Source organism: Streptomyces sp. NPDC002676 (assembly GCF_053592455.1).
Window position 1 is genome coordinate 399,426 of the sequence record NZ_JBSFVT010000005.1, and the last position, 16,929, is coordinate 416,354.

A 16,929-nucleotide genomic window follows, 5' to 3' on the forward strand; every position below is an offset into this window, starting at 1 on the left:
CCGAGGAGTGGCTGGTGCACGGCGGGGAGGTCGTGCCGTCGGCCATCGTGCTGTCCCACACCGAGCAGTTGGCGCGGCTGGCCGCGGGCTGCCCGCAGGCGCTGCCCCGTGCCGTCGTCGCCGGTGACCCGTGCGCCGACCAGCTCGCCGCCGGGCTGCCCTTCCGTGAGACCTACCGCCGCGCCCTCGGCCTGCGACCGGGCCAGCGCCTCCTCGTCGTCTCCTCCACCTGGGGCGAGGGCTCGGCGCTCGGCACCCCGCCCACCGATCTGATCCGGCGGGCGCTCGCGGAGCTGCCGTCGGACGAGTTCCGCGTCCTGGCCGCGATCCATCCCAACGCCTGGCACCGGCACGGCGTCTGGCAATGGCGGAACTGGCTTGCCCCTTATGTCGATTCCGGTCTGCTGCTGCCGGTCCCGGAGACGGAGACCTGGAAAGCGGCCCTGTGCGCAGCCGACCATCTCATCGGCGACCACGGGTCGGTGACGTTCTACGGTATATCCCTCGGAATTCCTTGTGTACTGGGCGCGTTCGAGGATGCGACGGTCGCCGCCGGCTCCCCCATGGACCGCCTCGGCCGCCTCCTGCCCCGCCTCGACCGCACCCGCCCGCTCCTCCCCCAGCTCCGCTCGGCCGCCGACAGCCAGCCGTACGACCCCGCGCTCGCCGAGGTCGCCGGCGAGGTGACCTCCGAACCCGGCCGCGCCGCCGTTCTGTTGCGTCGGCTGTTCTACGGCCGGCTCGCCCTGCCCGAGCCCGGCCACCCGGCCGTCACCCGCCCGATCCCGGTCCCCGCGCCTCCCCGGCCGCTACGGCAACTTCCGTACGAGGAGGCGAAGTTCGTGACCGCGAGCGTCACGGAGCGGGCGGACAGCCCGGCCGAGGTCACCCTGTGCCGCTACCCGGCCGTCCATCAGCGCGCCCAGGACCGGCATCTGGCCGCGGCCCACCTCACCGCCGACCCGGACGACCCCGACGTCCGCTGGCCCCGCTCCGCCGACGTCCTGCTGCTCCCGCTGGACCGGCTCGCCGGGCCGGACGCGCTGAGCCGGGCCGCTCTCGCGGCCCGCTTCCCGGGCGCCGCGCTGGTGGCCGTGGAAGAGCCGGACGCCGACTGCCTGTTGCTGCCCACCGGTGGAACAACCCTGCACTGCCGCTGGCTGCGGAGGCCCGAGTGGGGGTCGTTCGCCACGGCCGCCTCCGCCGCGCACGCCTGGCTGGCGACGGCAGCCCGCGCGAGCGGCCGTACACGGCTCCGGGTGCGGGCGGGCAGCGGCATGGAGCCGGGCCTGCTCGAACTGGCTCCAGCAGAAGAGCCGTTCGCCGAACCCTGAGCCGTAGCAGGACCTACTCGGCGGCCAGGCGGGCCCGTGCCTCCTCCGCGCGGCTGCTGCCGGCCTCCTCGAAGAGGTCACGGGCGGCGGTCCAGTCCGCGGTGGCGGGGCGGCCCAGCTCGCGCAGGATGTCGCCCCGCAGGAGCAGGGCCACCGCCTGGAAGTAGCCGTTGCCGGCCGTACTCAGGCACTCGGCGGCCCGGTCCAACGCATTCAGCGCCGGCTCCGGTTGGCCGCAGGCGTGGCGGTCCTCCGCGTGACGCAGCCAGGTCTTGCCGGCGTTGAAGGAGTCCCCCAGCCGGTCGAACTCGGCACGGGCCTCCGCGAGGGTCTGCTCGGCGTCGTTGTGGCGGTTCAGCGCGCTCAGCGCCCGGCCGCGGTGCAGGGCGAGCAGCGCACGGCCCCGCGGGTGCGGGAGGTCGCCCAGCGCGGCGAGGGCCTGGTCGAAGCGGTTGAGTGCGAACTGGGGTTGCTGCAGCTTCAGTTCGAGCAGGCCAAGGCCCTCCAGCGCGCTGGAGGCGGTGCGCCGCTCACCCTCGCCCGGCTCCCCCGAACCGCCCGCGCCCCACGCCTCGTACCCCACCAGCCGCAGCGCCTCCGTGAAGTGCTCGCGGGCCCGGGCCGGGTCGCCCTCGGCCACGCTCCACCGGTCCAGATGCCCGAAGCCCCACTCGAACCGCATCCGCGCCTCGGCCATCCGGTCGCCCGAGGCTCGTGCGCACTCCCAGCCGATCCGGCGCGACGCGATCCACTCGGTGTGGCTGGCGGTGCGCAGCTGGACCGTCCACAGCCCCTGGCACAGCCGCCAGGCGTCCTGGTGCATTCCGGTGCGGGCGGCCAGGTGCACGGCGGCGAGCAGTGCGGCGCGGCGGCGGACCAGGTCCCGTTCCGGGTCGGCACCCGGGGCGGGCTGCGGTCGGGTGATGTAGCTGCCCATGGGGTCGTGGCGCCAGCGGCCGGACAGCGCGGCCTCCGCGCGCTCGGCGAGGTCCCGGTAGTGGACGACGATCCGGCGCTCGGTCGCGGCGCGTACCGCCTCCAGGTCCTCCCGTTCGGCGCACTCGGCGGCGTGGTCGTGGACGTAGGGGTGCAGCAAGTAGGCGTCCGCGCCCCAGCGTTCGACCAGACCGGCGGCGAGCAGGGCGCGCAGGTCGCGGCGGACGGCGGCGGGGTCGCGGTCGGGCAGCAGCGCGTACACCGTGTCGAGCTGGACCTCCACCCTGGGGTGCAGGCCGAGGCACCGGTACAGGCGGGCCGGTCCCGCGCCGAGGCCCGCGTAGCCGAGGTCGAAGGCCCGGGCGAGGGAGTCGTCCGCCGAGGTCAGCAGCTCCTGGCGGCCTGCCCGGTCGGCGAGCTGGTCCAGGACGTCCTCCACGACACCGGGACCGGGCGCGCGCAGGTGCCCGGCGAGCAGCCGGAGCGCGAGCGGCAGTCCGCCCACGTACGACAGCAGGGGCCGGAACTTCTCCGGGTCCTCGGTGCTGCGGCTGACCCGGCACAGCAGGTCCAGGGCGTGGCTCTCGGCGAGCGGTCCGAGCCGCACCGGCTCGGCGTCCAGCACCTGGTGCAGGCCGGGCGGTTCGCTCTGCCCGGTGAGCAGCACGACGGCGTGCGGGGAGTCGGGCAGCAGCGGCCGTAGCTGGGCCGCGGAGGTGACGTTCTCCAGAAGTACGGCGACGGGGCGCCCGCGCTCGCGCAGGGTCCGCCGTAGGAGGCCGGCCTGGTCCGCCGCTTCGGCGGGCCGGTCCTCGCGCGGGACGCCGAGCTGGTCGAGCCAGCGCTCCAGGACGGCGGCCGGGTCGGCGCGGTGGGCGGGCTCGGTGAGGGCGAGGTCGGCGTACAGCGGTTCCTCGGTGAAGACGTCGGCGTGCGTGTGCAGCCAACGGCGGGCGGTGGTGCGCTTGCCGACGCCCGGCAGTCCGCTCAGGAAGAACACGGTGACGGCGGTGGCCTCGCGGCAGCGGGCCCAGTGGGCGTCCATCTGCGCGAAGGCGGGCTCGTTGTTGACGTAGTGGAGGAAGGCGGACGAGATGGTGGCCGCCGGACGGTGTTCGGTGAACGGGCTTACGAGGGCGCGCAGTTGGGGCTCCGCCTGCGGGTGGCGGGCCAGCAGTTCCTGGAACCAGGCGGTCAGCGCCTCCTCGGCGACACCGATCGCTTCGGCGTCAGCGCTCAGCTGGGCGTCCGCCAAGTCGTCGAGGAGTCCGTCCAGTTCACCCAGGCTCTCGCCCAGGCCCGCTTCCGGGTCCCCGCCGGTCCGGAACAGGCCCCGGATCCGCTCTCTCGTCCACGCGAATCCCTCGTTGACGGCCAGTTGCACCACGCTGGCCGCGCCCACCCCGGCCAGGGCCGCGATCTCCCCTGCCACGTCACTCCCTCCTGCCGACCGCCTCCGTCGCCACCACGGTAGAGATCATCCGCGCCGGAAGGCAGCGACTCCCGGAAAGAGAGGGGGATTTCAGGCCGACCTGGACGGGTCCTCCTTGCGGAGGCGCGGGCGCGCCGCGAGGACCGCCACGTCGTCCTCGGCGTGGAGGGCGTCCAGCTGGTCCAGGATGGTCTCCAGGATCTCGTCGACACCGTTGCCCGCGGTGAAGCGCACGGCGTTGAAGCGGGCGAGGGAGGCGTCGATGTCCTCGCCGCGGTGTTCCACGAGTCCGTCGGTGAACAGCACCAGGGTCTGGTCGGGGAGCAGGGTGTGGGTGGCCAGTTCGTACCCGCCGAATCCGGTGCCGAGCGGCGGGCCGACGGGGACGGGCAGCAGTGAGACCTCGCCCTCGGCGGTGATGAGCAGGGGCGGCAGATGTCCGGCGCTGGAGAGCGCGACCTGGGACCGTCCGGGGTCGACGCGCGCCAGCAGGCAGGTCGCGGGCCTGCGGTCGTCCTCGCTGGAGGCGATCTCGTCCATCTGGCGCAGCACCCGGTGCGGGGGCAGGTCGGAGGAGGCCATGTAGCGCAGGGAGGAGCGGTAGGCGTTCATGTCGACGGCGGCCTCCAGGCCGTGGCCCATGACGTCGCCGACGACCAGCAGGGTGCGCCCGAAGTGCAGCCGTACGGTCTCGCACCAGTCGCCGCCGACGAGGACGCTGCCGCCGGCCGGGAGGTAGCGGATGGCGACGTCCAGGTTGGGGTGCGGCCGGCCGGGTTCGGAGAGCAGGGCGCGCTGGAGGTCACCGGCGGTGCGGCTGACCTCGGCGTGGGTGCGGGCGTGCCGGATGTGGGAGGCGGCGCGCTCGGCGAGGAGGGTCAGCACCTCGGCCTCCGAACGGGCGAACAGCCGGTGCTCCCGGACCCATACGAGGACGCCGTAGTGGTCGTCCCCGCTGGTCAGCGGTACGCACAGGGCGGTTCTTGCGTGGCCGGCCCCCCGGTGCTCCAGCCAGGGGTCGGCCCACCCGTCGAGTGCCGGAGCGCCGGCCTCCCGGAGCACCGCGGTGGCCCACCGGGCGTCGGGCAGCACGTCGGTGTCGCCGTGGCCGTCGATCGCCTCGTACCCGGTGATCATGTCCCCGGTCCGGCGCATCACGGCCGCCACCCCGCCGAACAGCCGCACCGCCGTCCGGGTCAGCTGGGCGCAGGTGACGGACTCGTCGAGGGTGGTGCCGATCCCGGCCAGGGCCTCCCGCAGCGCGTACGGCTGCCCGGAGGCCTCCTCGGCGTCGGCGGTCGCGCCGTCCTCGTGCCGGTGGCCGCCCCCGCGCAGAGGTACGCGCACGGGTACGCGCAGGTGCCCGCGCAGGGGTCCGCGTCGGGACCGGATCCAGCGCGCCACACCCATCATCCTCACAGGATCTCAAACCGCGACGAGCCGGGCACCAGCCCCACCCGCCACATCCCGAACAAAGATTCGGCATCCGGGTGTCATGGCGACGGAATCAGCACGGACAGCAGCCGGCCGTCGCCGAGATGCAGCAGGCCCTTGCGGGGCTGCAGCGGATAGCCGACCGAACTGCGCGGGACCCGGACGCCGATCAGGTCGCCCGACGTGGAGTCCTGCGGCGACAGGAGCAGTCCGCGCCGGGCCTTCTTCGCGTCGACCTGCCAGCCCGAGAACCCCGCGCAGACGTCCTCCTCGTCCCCGCCGATGACAAGCGCGAGCCCCCGCCCGGCGCCGTCCCGGAGCAGGCGTTCGAAGACGGGTTCCGCGTCGCAGTTGCGCAGGATCTCCCCGTCGTCCACGATCACCACGATCGGCCGCTCGGGAGAGGCCGGCCGCAGGGTCTCCTCGAACACGTCCTTGTCGATGTCGGTGCCCATGAAGATCCCGAGCACCCCCTCCCGCCCCCTCAGCTCCCGCAGCGGTGACGGACGCGGCACCGCCAGGACCAGGCGCACGCCCTGGTTGAGGCAGGACCGGGCCACGTTCAGCAGCGCGGTGGAGCGGCCCGATTTCGGCGGCCCGGCGACGACGAACGCCGGGACGCCCTCGGCGAGATCGGGGCCGTAGCCGGTCAGCTCGTTCCCGCCGACGCCGACGAGTGTCCACAGCCGGGACCGCGCGCCCCGCCGGTCGCGCAGCTGCCATGCCTTGTCGAACCCGATGCGGCCGGGCAGGGCGTCCACCCGGAACGGCCGCCGCTCCTCGGGAACGCCCTCGTCCCGGGCGACCGCCGCCGCCTGGATCTCGGCGAGCGCCTCGGCCTGCGCCTGGTCCGTCGCGTCCCCGGTCAGCAGTGCGAACTGGGTCTCCGTGCCCGGCCCCGCCCGGACGGCCCGGCCGGGGGCCGGCGCGTCCGGGACCTCGCCCGGACGGACACCGAGCAGGGTGTAGTCGGAGCGGTCCGCCAGCCGCAGCGCGTACTTGTCCTCGGTCAGGGAGGCGATCCGGCCGGTGAGCAGCTGCCGGTCGCCGGTGACGACGAGGTGGATGCCGGCGGCCACGCCCTCCCGCATCAGCACGAGCAGCGCGTCCGTGAGCCGGCCGTGGTCGTACTCGCCGAAGGTCGGCAGCCAGCCCTCCCAGTTGTCCAGCAGCACGACCAGGTACGGCAGCCGCAGCGCCGGCCCGACCCGGCCGCGCTGGTCCGTGACGTCGCTGAATCCCCCCTGGACCAGCAGGTCCTGGCGGCGCCGCAGTTCGTCCGTCAGGCGGGACAGCAGCCGGTCCGCGCGTTCGGTCTCGCGGCGGGTGACCAGGGCCCCACAGTGCGGCAGTCCGGCCAGCGCGGCGAGTCCGTTGTTGCCGCAGTCGATGCCGTAGAGGTGCACGTCGGCGCAGGAATGGGCGCGGGCCAGCGCCCCGGCCAGGGTGCGCAGGACCTGCGAGCGGCCCGAGCGCGGTGCGCCGGCGATCAGCAGGTGGCCGAAGTCCGCGAAGTCGACGCGGACCGGGCGGCGGCGCTGCTCCGTGGGCAGGTCCTCGACACCGAACACCACCGGGGGGAGGGCACCGGGGCGCGCCTCCCGCTCGGCGTCCGCGGTGGAGCCGGTCACGTCCGGCGGAAGCAGCTCGAACGACTCGTCCGGCTCGGCCGGCTCGTCCGGCACCTCCAGCTCGTCCAGTGACAGCACCTCGGGCAGCGGAGGAAGCCACGGAACGTGCGGGGGCGGGATGCGGAGCGCCAGGTGGGCGGCGCGGACGGCGTCGACCAGGACGTCGAGATCGGTGCGCGCGTCCGCACCCCGCTCCGGCGCCGGCCGGGGCGCCGCCAGGGCCGAGCGGCCCAGATCCGGCCAGGTCAGACGGGCGGCCCAGGGGGCGCGGGGGCGCGCTCCCGGGGCGTCGGGACGCAGCCCGCCCACGCGTCCCGTCTGGAAGGGGATGAGGGACGCGTGGCCGAGCCGGGCGTATCCGCGGCCCGGCGTGGACCTCGGGATCGCCCCGGCCTCGGGCGAGTCCACGATGTCGTACGACTCGACGCTGTCGGTGACCCGCAGCGCGATCCGCAGATTCGTGTTGACGCGGATCTCCGTGGAGATGACGCCGCTGGGCCGCTGGGTGGCGAGCACCAGGTGGACACCGAGGGATCTGCCGCGCTGCGCCACGTTGATCATTCCGGTGATGAACTCGGGCAGGTCGCGCGCCATCGCGGCGATCTCGTCGACGACGACGACCAGCCGGGGCAGCAGCTCCAGCTCGCCGGGCGTGCTGCGCAGCAGGTCGTGGTAGTCGTCGATGTCCTTGGCGCCGGCGAGTGCCAGCAGCTGCTCGCGGCGTCTCAGCTCGGCGGCGAACGAGTCCAGGACCCGCTGTACGAGGTAGGGGTCGAGGTCGGTCACCATGCCGACCGTGTGCGGAAGCCGGGCGCAGCCGTGGAACGCGGTACCGGCCTTGTTGTCGACCAGCATGAAGGTGAGGTGCTCGGGCGAGTTGGCGACGGCGAGCGAGGCGATGATCGTCTGCAGCAGCTCCGACTTGCCGGAGCCCGAGACGCCCGCGATGAGCGCGTGGGGCCCGTCGCGGCGCAGGTCGATGCCGAAGGGTCCGTCGTAGCTCTCGCCGATGACGGCGAGGGTCGACGGACGGTTCGACGCCCAGCGCTCGGCGATGGCCTCACCGGTGGGCTCGTCGAGTCCGAGGACGTCGAGGAGGCGGCTCTGGGCGGGCAGCGCCGAGGACTGGGCCTCGCCGCCGGCGTCCCGCAGCGGGGCGAGGGAGCGGGCCAGCCGCTCGCACCACGCGGGCGCGACGAGGTCGGGCCGTACGTCGCGCAACCGGCGTCCGTCGGCCCACTCGATCCGCAGGCGCGGCTCCACGGGCGTGCCGCGGTCCGGGTCGGGCCCGGCCTCCGGCGCGAAGGCACGCCACGGGTCGCGGGACGGCGAGCCGCCGCGGGGCTCGGCGACGACGATGGCCCGGCACTCGCCGGGAAGGAACCGCTCCTCCTCGTCCAGGCACAGCACGTGGATCTGCGCGGCGGGCCCCTCCCGCAGCAGCCGGGCCATGCCGGGCAGGGAGCGCAGCTGCCGGGAACCGTGGCAGACGACGACGATGTCGGGGGCGGACCCGTCCGCGGCGCCGCCCTCCCGGTCCGCCTTGCGGGCGTCGAGGAACCGGACCAGTTCGCCGATGCGGGCCCCGACGGTCTCCGCGTCCATGCCGATGGTGACGTGGGCGTCGACGCCGCCGACGGGGCGGGCGTGCGGAAGCCAGCGCAGCCAGTCCCAGGAGTCGTGCGCGCCCTTGAGCGTCAGGACGTACACCGCGACGTCGACGGGGCTGTGCAGGGCGGCCGTCTGGGCCACCGCCCAGCGCGCCAGCGCAGAGGCCGAGTCGCCCGGCCCGGCGAAGCCGATCACGCCCAGCTCGCGCAGCGACAGGGTGACCGGCGCGTCCTCGATCGCCGGGGACTGCCCCTCCTCCCGCTCCTCGCGCGAGCTGCCCTCGGCCGCCGGGCCGGTGCCCACGCGCAGCAGCAGGTGGTCGTGATCGCCGGGGCGGCGCTCCCACAGACCGATGCGCGGGCCGGTGGCGACGGAGAGGACGGCCGCCGGCGAGGGGGCCTCGCGGCGGCGGCGGCGGAGTTCGGCGGTCAGAGGCCTGCGGGCCACCTCCGCCTCCGCTCTCTTCCGCGCCTCGATCTCCCTGCCGATCCAGCGGTCGAACAGCACGAACACCGGGATCAGCAGCGCCGATAGCGCGTAGTACCACGGGAGAGGGCCCGCCAGGGCGACCACGGTGACGCCCAGCGCCATCACCCCGAGCAGTCGGACCTCGGCCTGGGCGAGGAGCCCCGCGAATCGCTGCGCCCGGCGGGGCAGCGGGTCGCGGCTCCGGCTCGCGGAGGAGAACAGCCGCCGGGGGCGCTCGAAGGCGAAGGCGCTGCCGTCCGCGGAGGGGCGCAGGACGGCGTCGGGGGGTGTGTAGGCGACCAGCTCCAGCAGGGAACCTCCGACGGCGAGTTGCGAGTCGACGGGCCATGGGCCGGTCACCGACCCGTCGCGGCCCAGGTCACGGCCGGCGCGCTTGCGCAGCGGCATCCCGTCCAGCGTGACCTGCTCCCCCGCGTCGTACGCCTGCACGGTGCACCTGCCGTCGGTGCCGACCGTGACGGTCAGGGCCCGCTCGGCCAGCTCGGGATCGTCGATGCGGACGTGCGCGGCCGGTCCCCGGCCGATGTCCGTCCGGCCGAGCCCCAGCCGGTGCACGGCCCCGGCGTCCGGCCCGCCGGCGACGCGCAGTTCGACGATGCCGGTGACCTCGCGGGGCGGGCAGCCGGCCGGGGTGTACAGGCTGACGACGCTCCCTTCTGCCAGCGGGGAGCGGACGAGGGGCGTGGCCGGGTCCACGAGGAGTCCGTCGGCGTACAGGGGCGGCGGGTCGTCGGTGGGGTCCCGGTCGGACCGGCGCTCGGGCTCCCCGGCGAGCCGGCGCTCCAGCGTGCGGGCGACCTCGCCGACCGGTGACTCGGGCTCGGCGTCCAGGACGACGTCCGCCGAGGTCCCGGCCCGGGGGTCGGTGACGGTGAGGGTGAGTCGCACGGCAGGCCCTCCCTGTGTCAGTGCCGCGGGGAGCGGTCGGCGCCCAGCTCGTCGAAGGCGCACTCGTCGGCCGCGCCGGGACGGAAGGCGATGGCGAGGTCCGGTTTCCACTGGCCGCCGCGCCGGCGGACGGTGCGCACCGCCAGGGAGTGTTCGGCTCCCTCGCGGGCGATGTACACCTCGTTGTAGCCGTTCTCCTCGTTGGAGTGGACGCTGGCGAGCGCGGGGGCGCCGGCGATGCGGGTGGTCCAGGGCCGCTCCCGGTCCCGGTCGATGAGCCGTTCCGCGGCCAGGAAGCCGAGGTGCGTGTGCCCGTGCAGCACCAGGGCCGTGTGCGCCTCGGCGAGGGCCTGCTTGGCCTGACCGGCGTTCACCACACCGGCGTACGGCGCCACTTCCACGGCGGGCACCGGGGACAGGGGGTGGTGGACGACGGCCAGGTTCACGCTGCCGGTCTCCCTCTCGAGCCGCCTGAGCACGGGGTGGGCCACCACTGCGGGGTCGTGGCGTTCGAGCTTGCCCATCAGCTCGGCGACGGCGGTGTGGTCCTCCGACACCGCGAGTTCCGCGAGGAGTTGGCGTACCCGGTCGCGGTCTTCGTTGCGGACCGGTTCGCCCCCGGACTCGGCGGAGCCCAGCAGCGCGACCCGGAGGCAGGCGTCGGCGTAGCGCACGTAGAGGAGGCGGGCGTCGTGGTCCGCCTTGTCCAGCTCCGGGTGCGGGTAGGCCCGGAAGGTCTCGGCGAACCACTCGTGCCGGGCCCCGGGCCGCTCGTCGAGGCAGCGGTCCCAGGACACGTCGTGATTGCCGCCGACGAGCAGGATGCGCGGATCGTCCGGGCGCAGGTCGGGGTGGCCGGCCAGCAGCCCCGCGAGCCGGTCGAGCCAGTCGAGGGCCTCCCGCCCGTTGGCGTCCACCGGGCGGTCGACCAGGTCGCCGGAGACGATCACCAGGTGCGGGGCCCGGCCCTGCTCGGCCAGGTGCTGGACGTGCTCCAGGTAGCCGCTGAGCGGGCTGCCGTCGCCGGTGAGCCGGGCGAGGGCGGAGCCCAGCTGGGTACGGTCCTTCTGGTCGACGTTGGACCGGTGCTCGCCGCCGAAGTGCAGATCGGACACCTGGTGGATGCGGAGCACCTCGGGAAGGTGGTGGGCGAGCACGGGGTCCTCGGCGACCGGCGGCAGCACCTTCAGGGTCTGCGCGTCGCGGGCGTCGGAGTCGAAGGACAGCCCGGCGCGGCGCCAGCGTTCGCGCCGGAGGGCGGCCCGGTGCCCGGCGGACAGGCCGTTGTGGAACCACTGCTCGATGTAGATGTGCGGGTGGAACGTGGCCTCCTCACCGGCCCGGCGGGACAGCGCCGCCGGGTCGGTGCGCAGGGCGGGTTCGGCCTCGGCCTTCTGGAGGGCGAGTTCCAGCAGGAAGGGCGTGAGCAGCCAGCCCGGCTGCTCGGCGCGCAGCCGGGCCACGAGGCCGGGCGCCCACTCGGGGGTGCGCTCCGCCATGCGCGCGGCCTCCTCGTCCGTGAGCGGCGGCGGGGGCACGATGTCCTTGAGGGCGTCGGCGCCCAGGTGCGGAGCGAGCAGCTCGTGCTCGGCGGGCGTGGCGAAGACGACGGGTACGACGCCTTCCTCCCGCAGTCGTTTGAGCCCGTCGGCCAGCGTGGCGGGGTCCTTGCCCGGTCCGCTCGACGGGCTGATGGCGGGCTCGTCGACGAGGACGACCTCCATGTCGCCGAGCTGCGGCCGGGCCGCCTTGGTGCTCGTCAGACAGGTCAGGCCCGCCCTGCGCACGTCGGCCTCGCGGCGCACGTCGACCAGCCGGGTGCGCCCCGGGGTGCGGGCCTCCTTCACGGCGCCGGCGAGCCAGCTCTTGCCGGCGCGGCGCGGCATGACCACCAGCCAGCAGGCGTCGTTGGGCGCCCAGCCCTCGACGAGCGGGCGCGCCCACTCCGGAACGTCCGTGCCGTGGAACCTGATGTCGAGGTTCCGCTCGTACGACCGGCTCGGCCGGTAGTGGCTCATCGGTGCTGCTCCTCGTCGTGCAGTTCCTGGTAGGCGTAGTCGATCCAGTCGAAGAAGGGCCGGTCGGTCAGCCACTTGTTCTGGGGCAGCAGCAGCCCGACCTCACGCAGCTGCTGGCCCTGCGCGGCGCTCGGGTCCTTGGGCAGGCTGCCGCGTGCCCCGAGCAGGGCCTCGCGGGCCGCGGGGCCGAGTTCACTCCAGCGGGAGCGGAAGACGTCGGCCTTGTTCACGAGGAGTTCCCGCTCGATGAGCGACCTGAGTTCCCGGTCGTCGCCGAGGGCCAGCGTGCTGCCGGCGCGTGCCGCGCGGACGAGGGCGTCGCCCACCACCTGGAGGTAGAAGGGCCAGGGGCCCACGTCCTTGAGGATGCGGTCGGCGGTGACGGACGGGATCACCAGGCTCTCGTTCTCCGCGGTGCCGATCAGGAACTCGCGGGCGTCCGGCTCGGCCAGCGGGCCGAGTGTGAAGTGGTTGACGTCGTTGCCGAAGCTGGAGCCGGGTTCCTTCAGCGCGTGCCGCAGGGTGTCGTTCCAGTCCTTGTAGGTGCCGCAGTAGACGAGCCACGCGCCCTCCTGTCCGAGGTCGCGCAGCCAGGAGACGGCGGCGGGCTCGTAGCAGGTGAGCCGCCCGACCTCGTCGAGCAGCAGGACCAGCCGGGACGAGCCGCTGCCCGCTCCGGCCAGGCGCATCAACTCCTCGGCGGGCCGGGCGGTTTCGGCCAGTTCGGGCATGAGCCGGACGGCGAGGTCGTCCTGCGAGCCGAGGCCGTCCAGGTTGGAGAGGGTGACCACCTTCTGCACGTTGCCCAGGGCCTCGGAGCGCATCCGCTCCTGGAGTTCCTTGACGATCCACGACTTGCCGGCCCGGCGCGGCCCCAGCAGCGCGGCGGGCGTGCCGTCCCGGTAGTTGCGGTTCAGCCAGGCGAAGACGTCCTCGCGGCCCACGGGCCGGCCCGCCGGGCCGAGCGAGAACCGGTCCGCGGCCAGCGCGCTGCTGCCGATGCGGAACGGCTTGCGCTCCAGGGGCACGCCGGCGTTGCGCTGCCGGGTCTCGGTCACGGTCTCCTGGATCCGGTCGGGCAGCGCGATCTGCGCCTCCGCTCCGCTGCCCGCGTAAAAGGCCCGGCCGGGTCCGAACACGGGCGGCAGCGGGCGCCCCTGGAGCCCGGCCCGCTGGTAGTCCCTGCGGTCGGCCTGCCTGAGGACGAGGGTGGTGGAGTCCGACCAGCCGTGGCGCAGACCCAGCACCTGCCGGCCTCCGGTGATGACGGGGCAGATGCCGGTCCGGGTGTCCTGGAGCAGGTCGAGCAGGTCCAGTCCGCACTGATGGCTGGAGGTGCGTTGCACCCAGTCCAGGAACTCCTCCCAGCCGTCGAGCAGCAGCACCAGGTACGGCGGTTTCTCCCGGCCGCGGCGATCCTGCCGGTGCCCGTGCAGGCTTCTGATGCCCGAGCGGGTGAAGAGTTCCTGGCGGCTGCGAACGGTGTTGACCAGCTTGTCGACGAGGCGCCGCAGCCGCTCCGTCTCGTCCGTGGTCACCACGGCCCCGCAGTGCATCAGGTCGGTCAGGACGCCCAGGTCCCCGGAGCCGCAGTCGATGGCGTAGAGGTGGACGTCCTCCACGCTGTACTGCTCGGCGACCGCGACGGCGAGGGTGAGCAGCAGCTGGGTGCGCCCGCTGCCCGCGTCGCCGGAGACGAGCAGCGGCCCGTCCTGGTCGAGGTCCCAGGCGGCCTGCCGGAAGCCCTGGGTGCCGGGGTCGTCGCGCAGCCCGAAGACGACCGGGGTGCGCGTTGCCGGGCGGGGCCGCAGGGGCCACAGGGCGTCCGGGCCGACGGCGGTCTCCTTCAGCCGCACCGACGGCGGCAGCGGGGGCGGCCACGGGACGCGCGGCGCGGGCAGGTCGTCCAGGGCGGTCGCGGCCTGTCCCACGGCACGGACGAGGTCGGTGAGTTCTCCGCCCGCCGTGCCCGCGGCCACGGGGGTGCGCACCGCGCTCTGCTGCGGGGCGCCCGTCCAGTCCGTCACCCGGAGCCGGACGGCGCCCGGCGCGGCGGAGGGTTCGTCCTGCCGCTCGCCCAGCCGTGCGCGGCGCAACAGCTCCAGCGCGCCGGAGGCGCGGCGCACATGGACGAGCCCGTGCGGGCCGGGGTCCAGCCGTGCGGCGCCCGGGGTGCCGATCAGCAACTCGCTGTCGGCTGGGTCGGCGAGCCGCAGCACGATCCTGAGGGGCACGCATTCGAGCAGGTCCGGGGTGACCGCGTCGGAGGGGCGGCGGGTCGCGAACACCACGTGGACACCGAGCGCCGGGCCCTGCCGGGTGGCGTCGACCAGGCCGTGGATGAACGCCGGGAGTTCTTCGCGGAGTTGGGCGAGATCGGAGACGACCAGCACCAGGCGGGGCAGGGCCGGCAGGTCGGTGGCGTCGGTGGCCTGGATCACCGAGTACTGCTCGAAGTCGCGCGCCCCTGCCTCCTTCACCAGCCGCTGCCGGCGCGTGAGTTCCGCGTCGAGGGCGGTCAGTCCGCGGGCCGCCGCGTAGGTGTCGAGCGCGGTGTGCACGCCGACGGTGTGCGGCAGCCGGGCGGCCCGGGCGAAGGCCTCACCGCCGTCGTGGTGGACGAAGAGCAGGTTCAGTTCGTCAGGGCGGTTCGCCACGGCGAGCGCGGTCAGCCAGGCACAGACCAGTTCCTCCATCCCGGAGCCCGCCATCCCGGCCACCAGGGCGTGCGGGCCGTCGGCGCGCAGGTCGAGGACGAAGGGCCGGCCGGCCGAACCGCCGAGGACCGCCGCCGGGGAGCGTGGGGTGCCCTGCCACCGGTCGCGGATCCGCTCGGCGGTCGGGGGGTCCAGGTCGAGCAGGTCCAGGAGGCGTTCGGCCGGGGGTTCGGCGGGTGCGGCGATGGCGTCGCGCAGCGGGGCGAGCAGCCGGGCCACGGCGTCGAGCTGGGCCGGCACCCACTGGTCGGGCACGCACCGCTGTCCCGTGCCGCCGTCCTCCTCGGCGAGGTCGGTGACCCACACTCCGGTGCCGTCCGCCACCAGGCGGGTGCCGTTCGGGTCGAGCAGCTGCTGCTCGTTCTCGGCGAGGCAGATGACGTACACCCCGACGTCCGGCCCCTGGCGCAGCACCTCCTCGGCCCAGGGTGCCGTGCGCAGCGCCGCCGGATCGTCGAGGACCAGCAGCAGCGTGGTGTCGCCCCAGAGCGCCCCCGCGCCCCGCTCGCCCCGCAGCCGTTCGTGGATGATCAGCGCGGCTTCGTCGAGGTGCCGGGTGTGGGCGGCGGGCTCGCGGCTGATCCGCACCGGCCGCCCGCCTCGGGACATCAGCCCGTCGGGCGGCAGCCAGCGGGCGAAGCGCCAGAACTTCTCCCCCGACTCGTCGGTGAGCACCCGCACCGCGACGTCGGAGGGCGGGTGCAGCAGCACCGTCTGGGCCACGAGCCAGCCGGCCAGCCTGCGGGCGACATCGCGGTCGGCGGCGATGCCGACGCCCCCGCCGCGCCGCAGGTCGAGGGTGACCGGGGCCGCGCCCGCGCCGCGGCCGACCCGCAGGACGAGGTGGTCCGGGTGGTCCGGTCCGCGCTCCCACAGGCGGGCGGGCGCCCCGAAGACCTGGCCGGGCAGCTCGAAGGAGTCGGGGAAGCGCGGCCTCGTCTCGCGGGGCCGCCGGTCGAGTGCCCGGCCGCGCCGGCGGGGCTTGTAGGCCAGGTAGGCCAAGTGAAGCAGCTGGATCAGGAAAGGGGTCCGGGACGGTGTCGGCAGCTCGTCCCGGCCGCCCGTCGCCGGAACTCCGCGCATGGCGTTCTCACCGGCCGCTTGCCGGTCGAACGCCAGCATCCCGCCCGCGGCCGGCGACACATACGCGTCGCGGAACCGCGCGAACCCCTCGGACGTCAGCCTCAGCCCGCCGTCCTGGGCGTTCGCCCCGCCCTCGGGCGGCGCGCCGAGGTGGACCCGGCAGCCGTCGTACAGGGGCGTCTGCGCCAGCGTCGCGTACCGCGCGAGCCGTGCCCCTTCACTCGTGAACAGGTCGGATTCCGTGCCGCGCGGGGCGAGTTGGGCCAGCTGGTCCGTGACGGCCCGCACGGGCGTCGACTCGTCGGCCTCGAGGACGACGTCCGCCTCCGACCCGTCCGGCAGCACGGCGGTGAACGTCCAGTGGGCGCCCGCGAGCGCCCGGGGCCGCGAGCCCGGGACGAGCGGACCGGCCGACCAGGAGGGGGGCCGTTCCGTCCGCGGCGCCGGCCTGGTGCGGGCGCGGGCGGGCGGTGCCGACTCCGGTGCCGCGTCCACGCCCAGCAGCGGAGCGGAGATCCTGCCGTCGCGGGCGAGCTGGATCTCGTAGCCCGCGCCGGGCAGGCTGGGGAACATCGTGCCGGTGAGGATCCGCGGTCCCGTCCTGCCGCCCCGGGCGGCGAGCGCGGCGAGCTGCCGGGCCTCGTCGTACCCCAGGTCGGTGCCGATCAGTACGACCCGGCTCGCGGTCGCCGGATGAGCGGGGCGCGCCGCCCAGCCGGTGAGCACGGCGTCCGGCTCCGGGCCGCCCGCCATCGACTCGATCAGGGCCGGAATGTCGGGCAGGAACTCCACCCGGTCCGGTAACGAGGAGGCGAGGTCGTGCGCCACCCCGACACCGGTGACGCGGACCTGGCCCGACCACGGTGCCGTGGCCAGTTCGGCGGCGACCGCCTCCAGGAGCGCAAGCCGATGGCCGCGCGGGCCGGTCACGGTGCCCAGCCCGGTGCCGGCATCGAGATTGAGCAGCAGCCGCAGGTCGTCCCCCGTGCCCACGCTCACCAGGTGGGGGAAGTGGAGGGTCTCGGCCGCCACTTCGCGGTCCGCGTAGACCTTCGCGCTCTCCCGGCTGAGGAACCACCGGCGCGCGTCCGGGCCCGTCCGCCACGGGTCCGGCAGCGTACGGCCCGAGGCGTCGGCAAGCTCGGCGACGATCTCGTCGCCCCACAGCCAGACGGCGCCGAGCCGCGGCAGCAGGGAGGCGGGCTCGGCCAGCGAGTGCAGGACCCGTTCCAGCAGCCGCGCGCCCATCGGGTCGGAGCGCACCAACAGACCGTCGGCCGGGCTCGCGTCCGGCTGCGGGCCGTACGCGTGTCGCGTCCGGCTTGCTGAGCGGGGGGAACGAGACCAAGGGGGCAT

The 16,929-nt window shown here is 74.9% G+C and carries 6 protein-coding genes; 1 reads left to right on the forward strand and 5 read right to left on the reverse strand.

Annotation, left to right across the window (positions count from 1 at the left end; all coding sequences use genetic code 11):
• Positions 1-14: 14 nt before the first annotated feature.
• Positions 15-1,334 carry a hypothetical protein gene (locus ACWD3E_RS17795; RefSeq protein ID WP_451388469.1) on the forward strand — a complete coding sequence of 440 codons (1,320 nt, stop codon included), beginning with the start codon at positions 15-17 and terminating at the stop codon, positions 1,332-1,334.
• 13 nt (positions 1,335-1,347) lie between these two features.
• Here ACWD3E_RS17795 and ACWD3E_RS17800 read toward each other — a convergent pair whose 3' ends face one another.
• The 5 genes from ACWD3E_RS17800 to ACWD3E_RS17820 form a co-directional block, all read right to left on the reverse strand.
• The gene (locus ACWD3E_RS17800; protein ID WP_451388470.1) at positions 1,348-3,702 is read right to left on the reverse strand and encodes a hypothetical protein; all 2,355 of its coding nucleotides are present in this window, start codon (positions 3,700-3,702) and stop codon (positions 1,348-1,350) included.
• Between the two features lie 90 nt (positions 3,703-3,792).
• Entirely contained in the window at positions 3,793-5,112 is a 1,320-nt protein-coding gene (locus ACWD3E_RS17805; RefSeq protein ID WP_451388593.1) for a PP2C family protein-serine/threonine phosphatase, read from the reverse strand.
• An 83-nt stretch (positions 5,113-5,195) separates the two neighbouring features.
• Complete coding sequence (locus ACWD3E_RS17810) at positions 5,196-9,755, reverse strand: FtsK/SpoIIIE domain-containing protein (RefSeq protein WP_451388471.1); 4,560 nt, start codon at positions 9,753-9,755, stop codon at positions 5,196-5,198.
• A 17-nt stretch (positions 9,756-9,772) separates the two neighbouring features.
• On the reverse strand, positions 9,773-11,773 hold the full coding sequence (locus ACWD3E_RS17815) for a metallophosphoesterase family protein (protein ID WP_451388472.1): 2,001 nt from the start codon (positions 11,771-11,773) through the stop codon (positions 9,773-9,775).
• Positions 11,770-16,929: an FtsK/SpoIIIE domain-containing protein gene (locus ACWD3E_RS17820; RefSeq protein WP_451388473.1), complete on the reverse strand. Its 5,160-nt coding sequence runs from the start codon at positions 16,927-16,929 to the stop codon at positions 11,770-11,772. The genes ACWD3E_RS17815 and ACWD3E_RS17820 overlap by 4 nt, the downstream gene beginning before the upstream one ends.

Bases quoted from the DNA above. Each gene is read 5' to 3' on its own strand.
- ACWD3E_RS17805 (WP_451388593.1), bottom strand. From the start codon at position 5,112: ATGGGTGTGGCGCGCTGGATCCGGTCCCGACGCGGACCCCTGCGCGGG.
- ACWD3E_RS17815 (WP_451388472.1), bottom strand. From the start codon at position 11,773: ATGAGCCACTACCGGCCGAGCCGGTCGTACGAGCGGAACCTCGACATC.
- ACWD3E_RS17820 (WP_451388473.1), bottom strand. From the start codon at position 16,929: ATGCCCCCTTGGTCTCGTTCCCCCCGCTCAGCAAGCCGGACGCGACAC.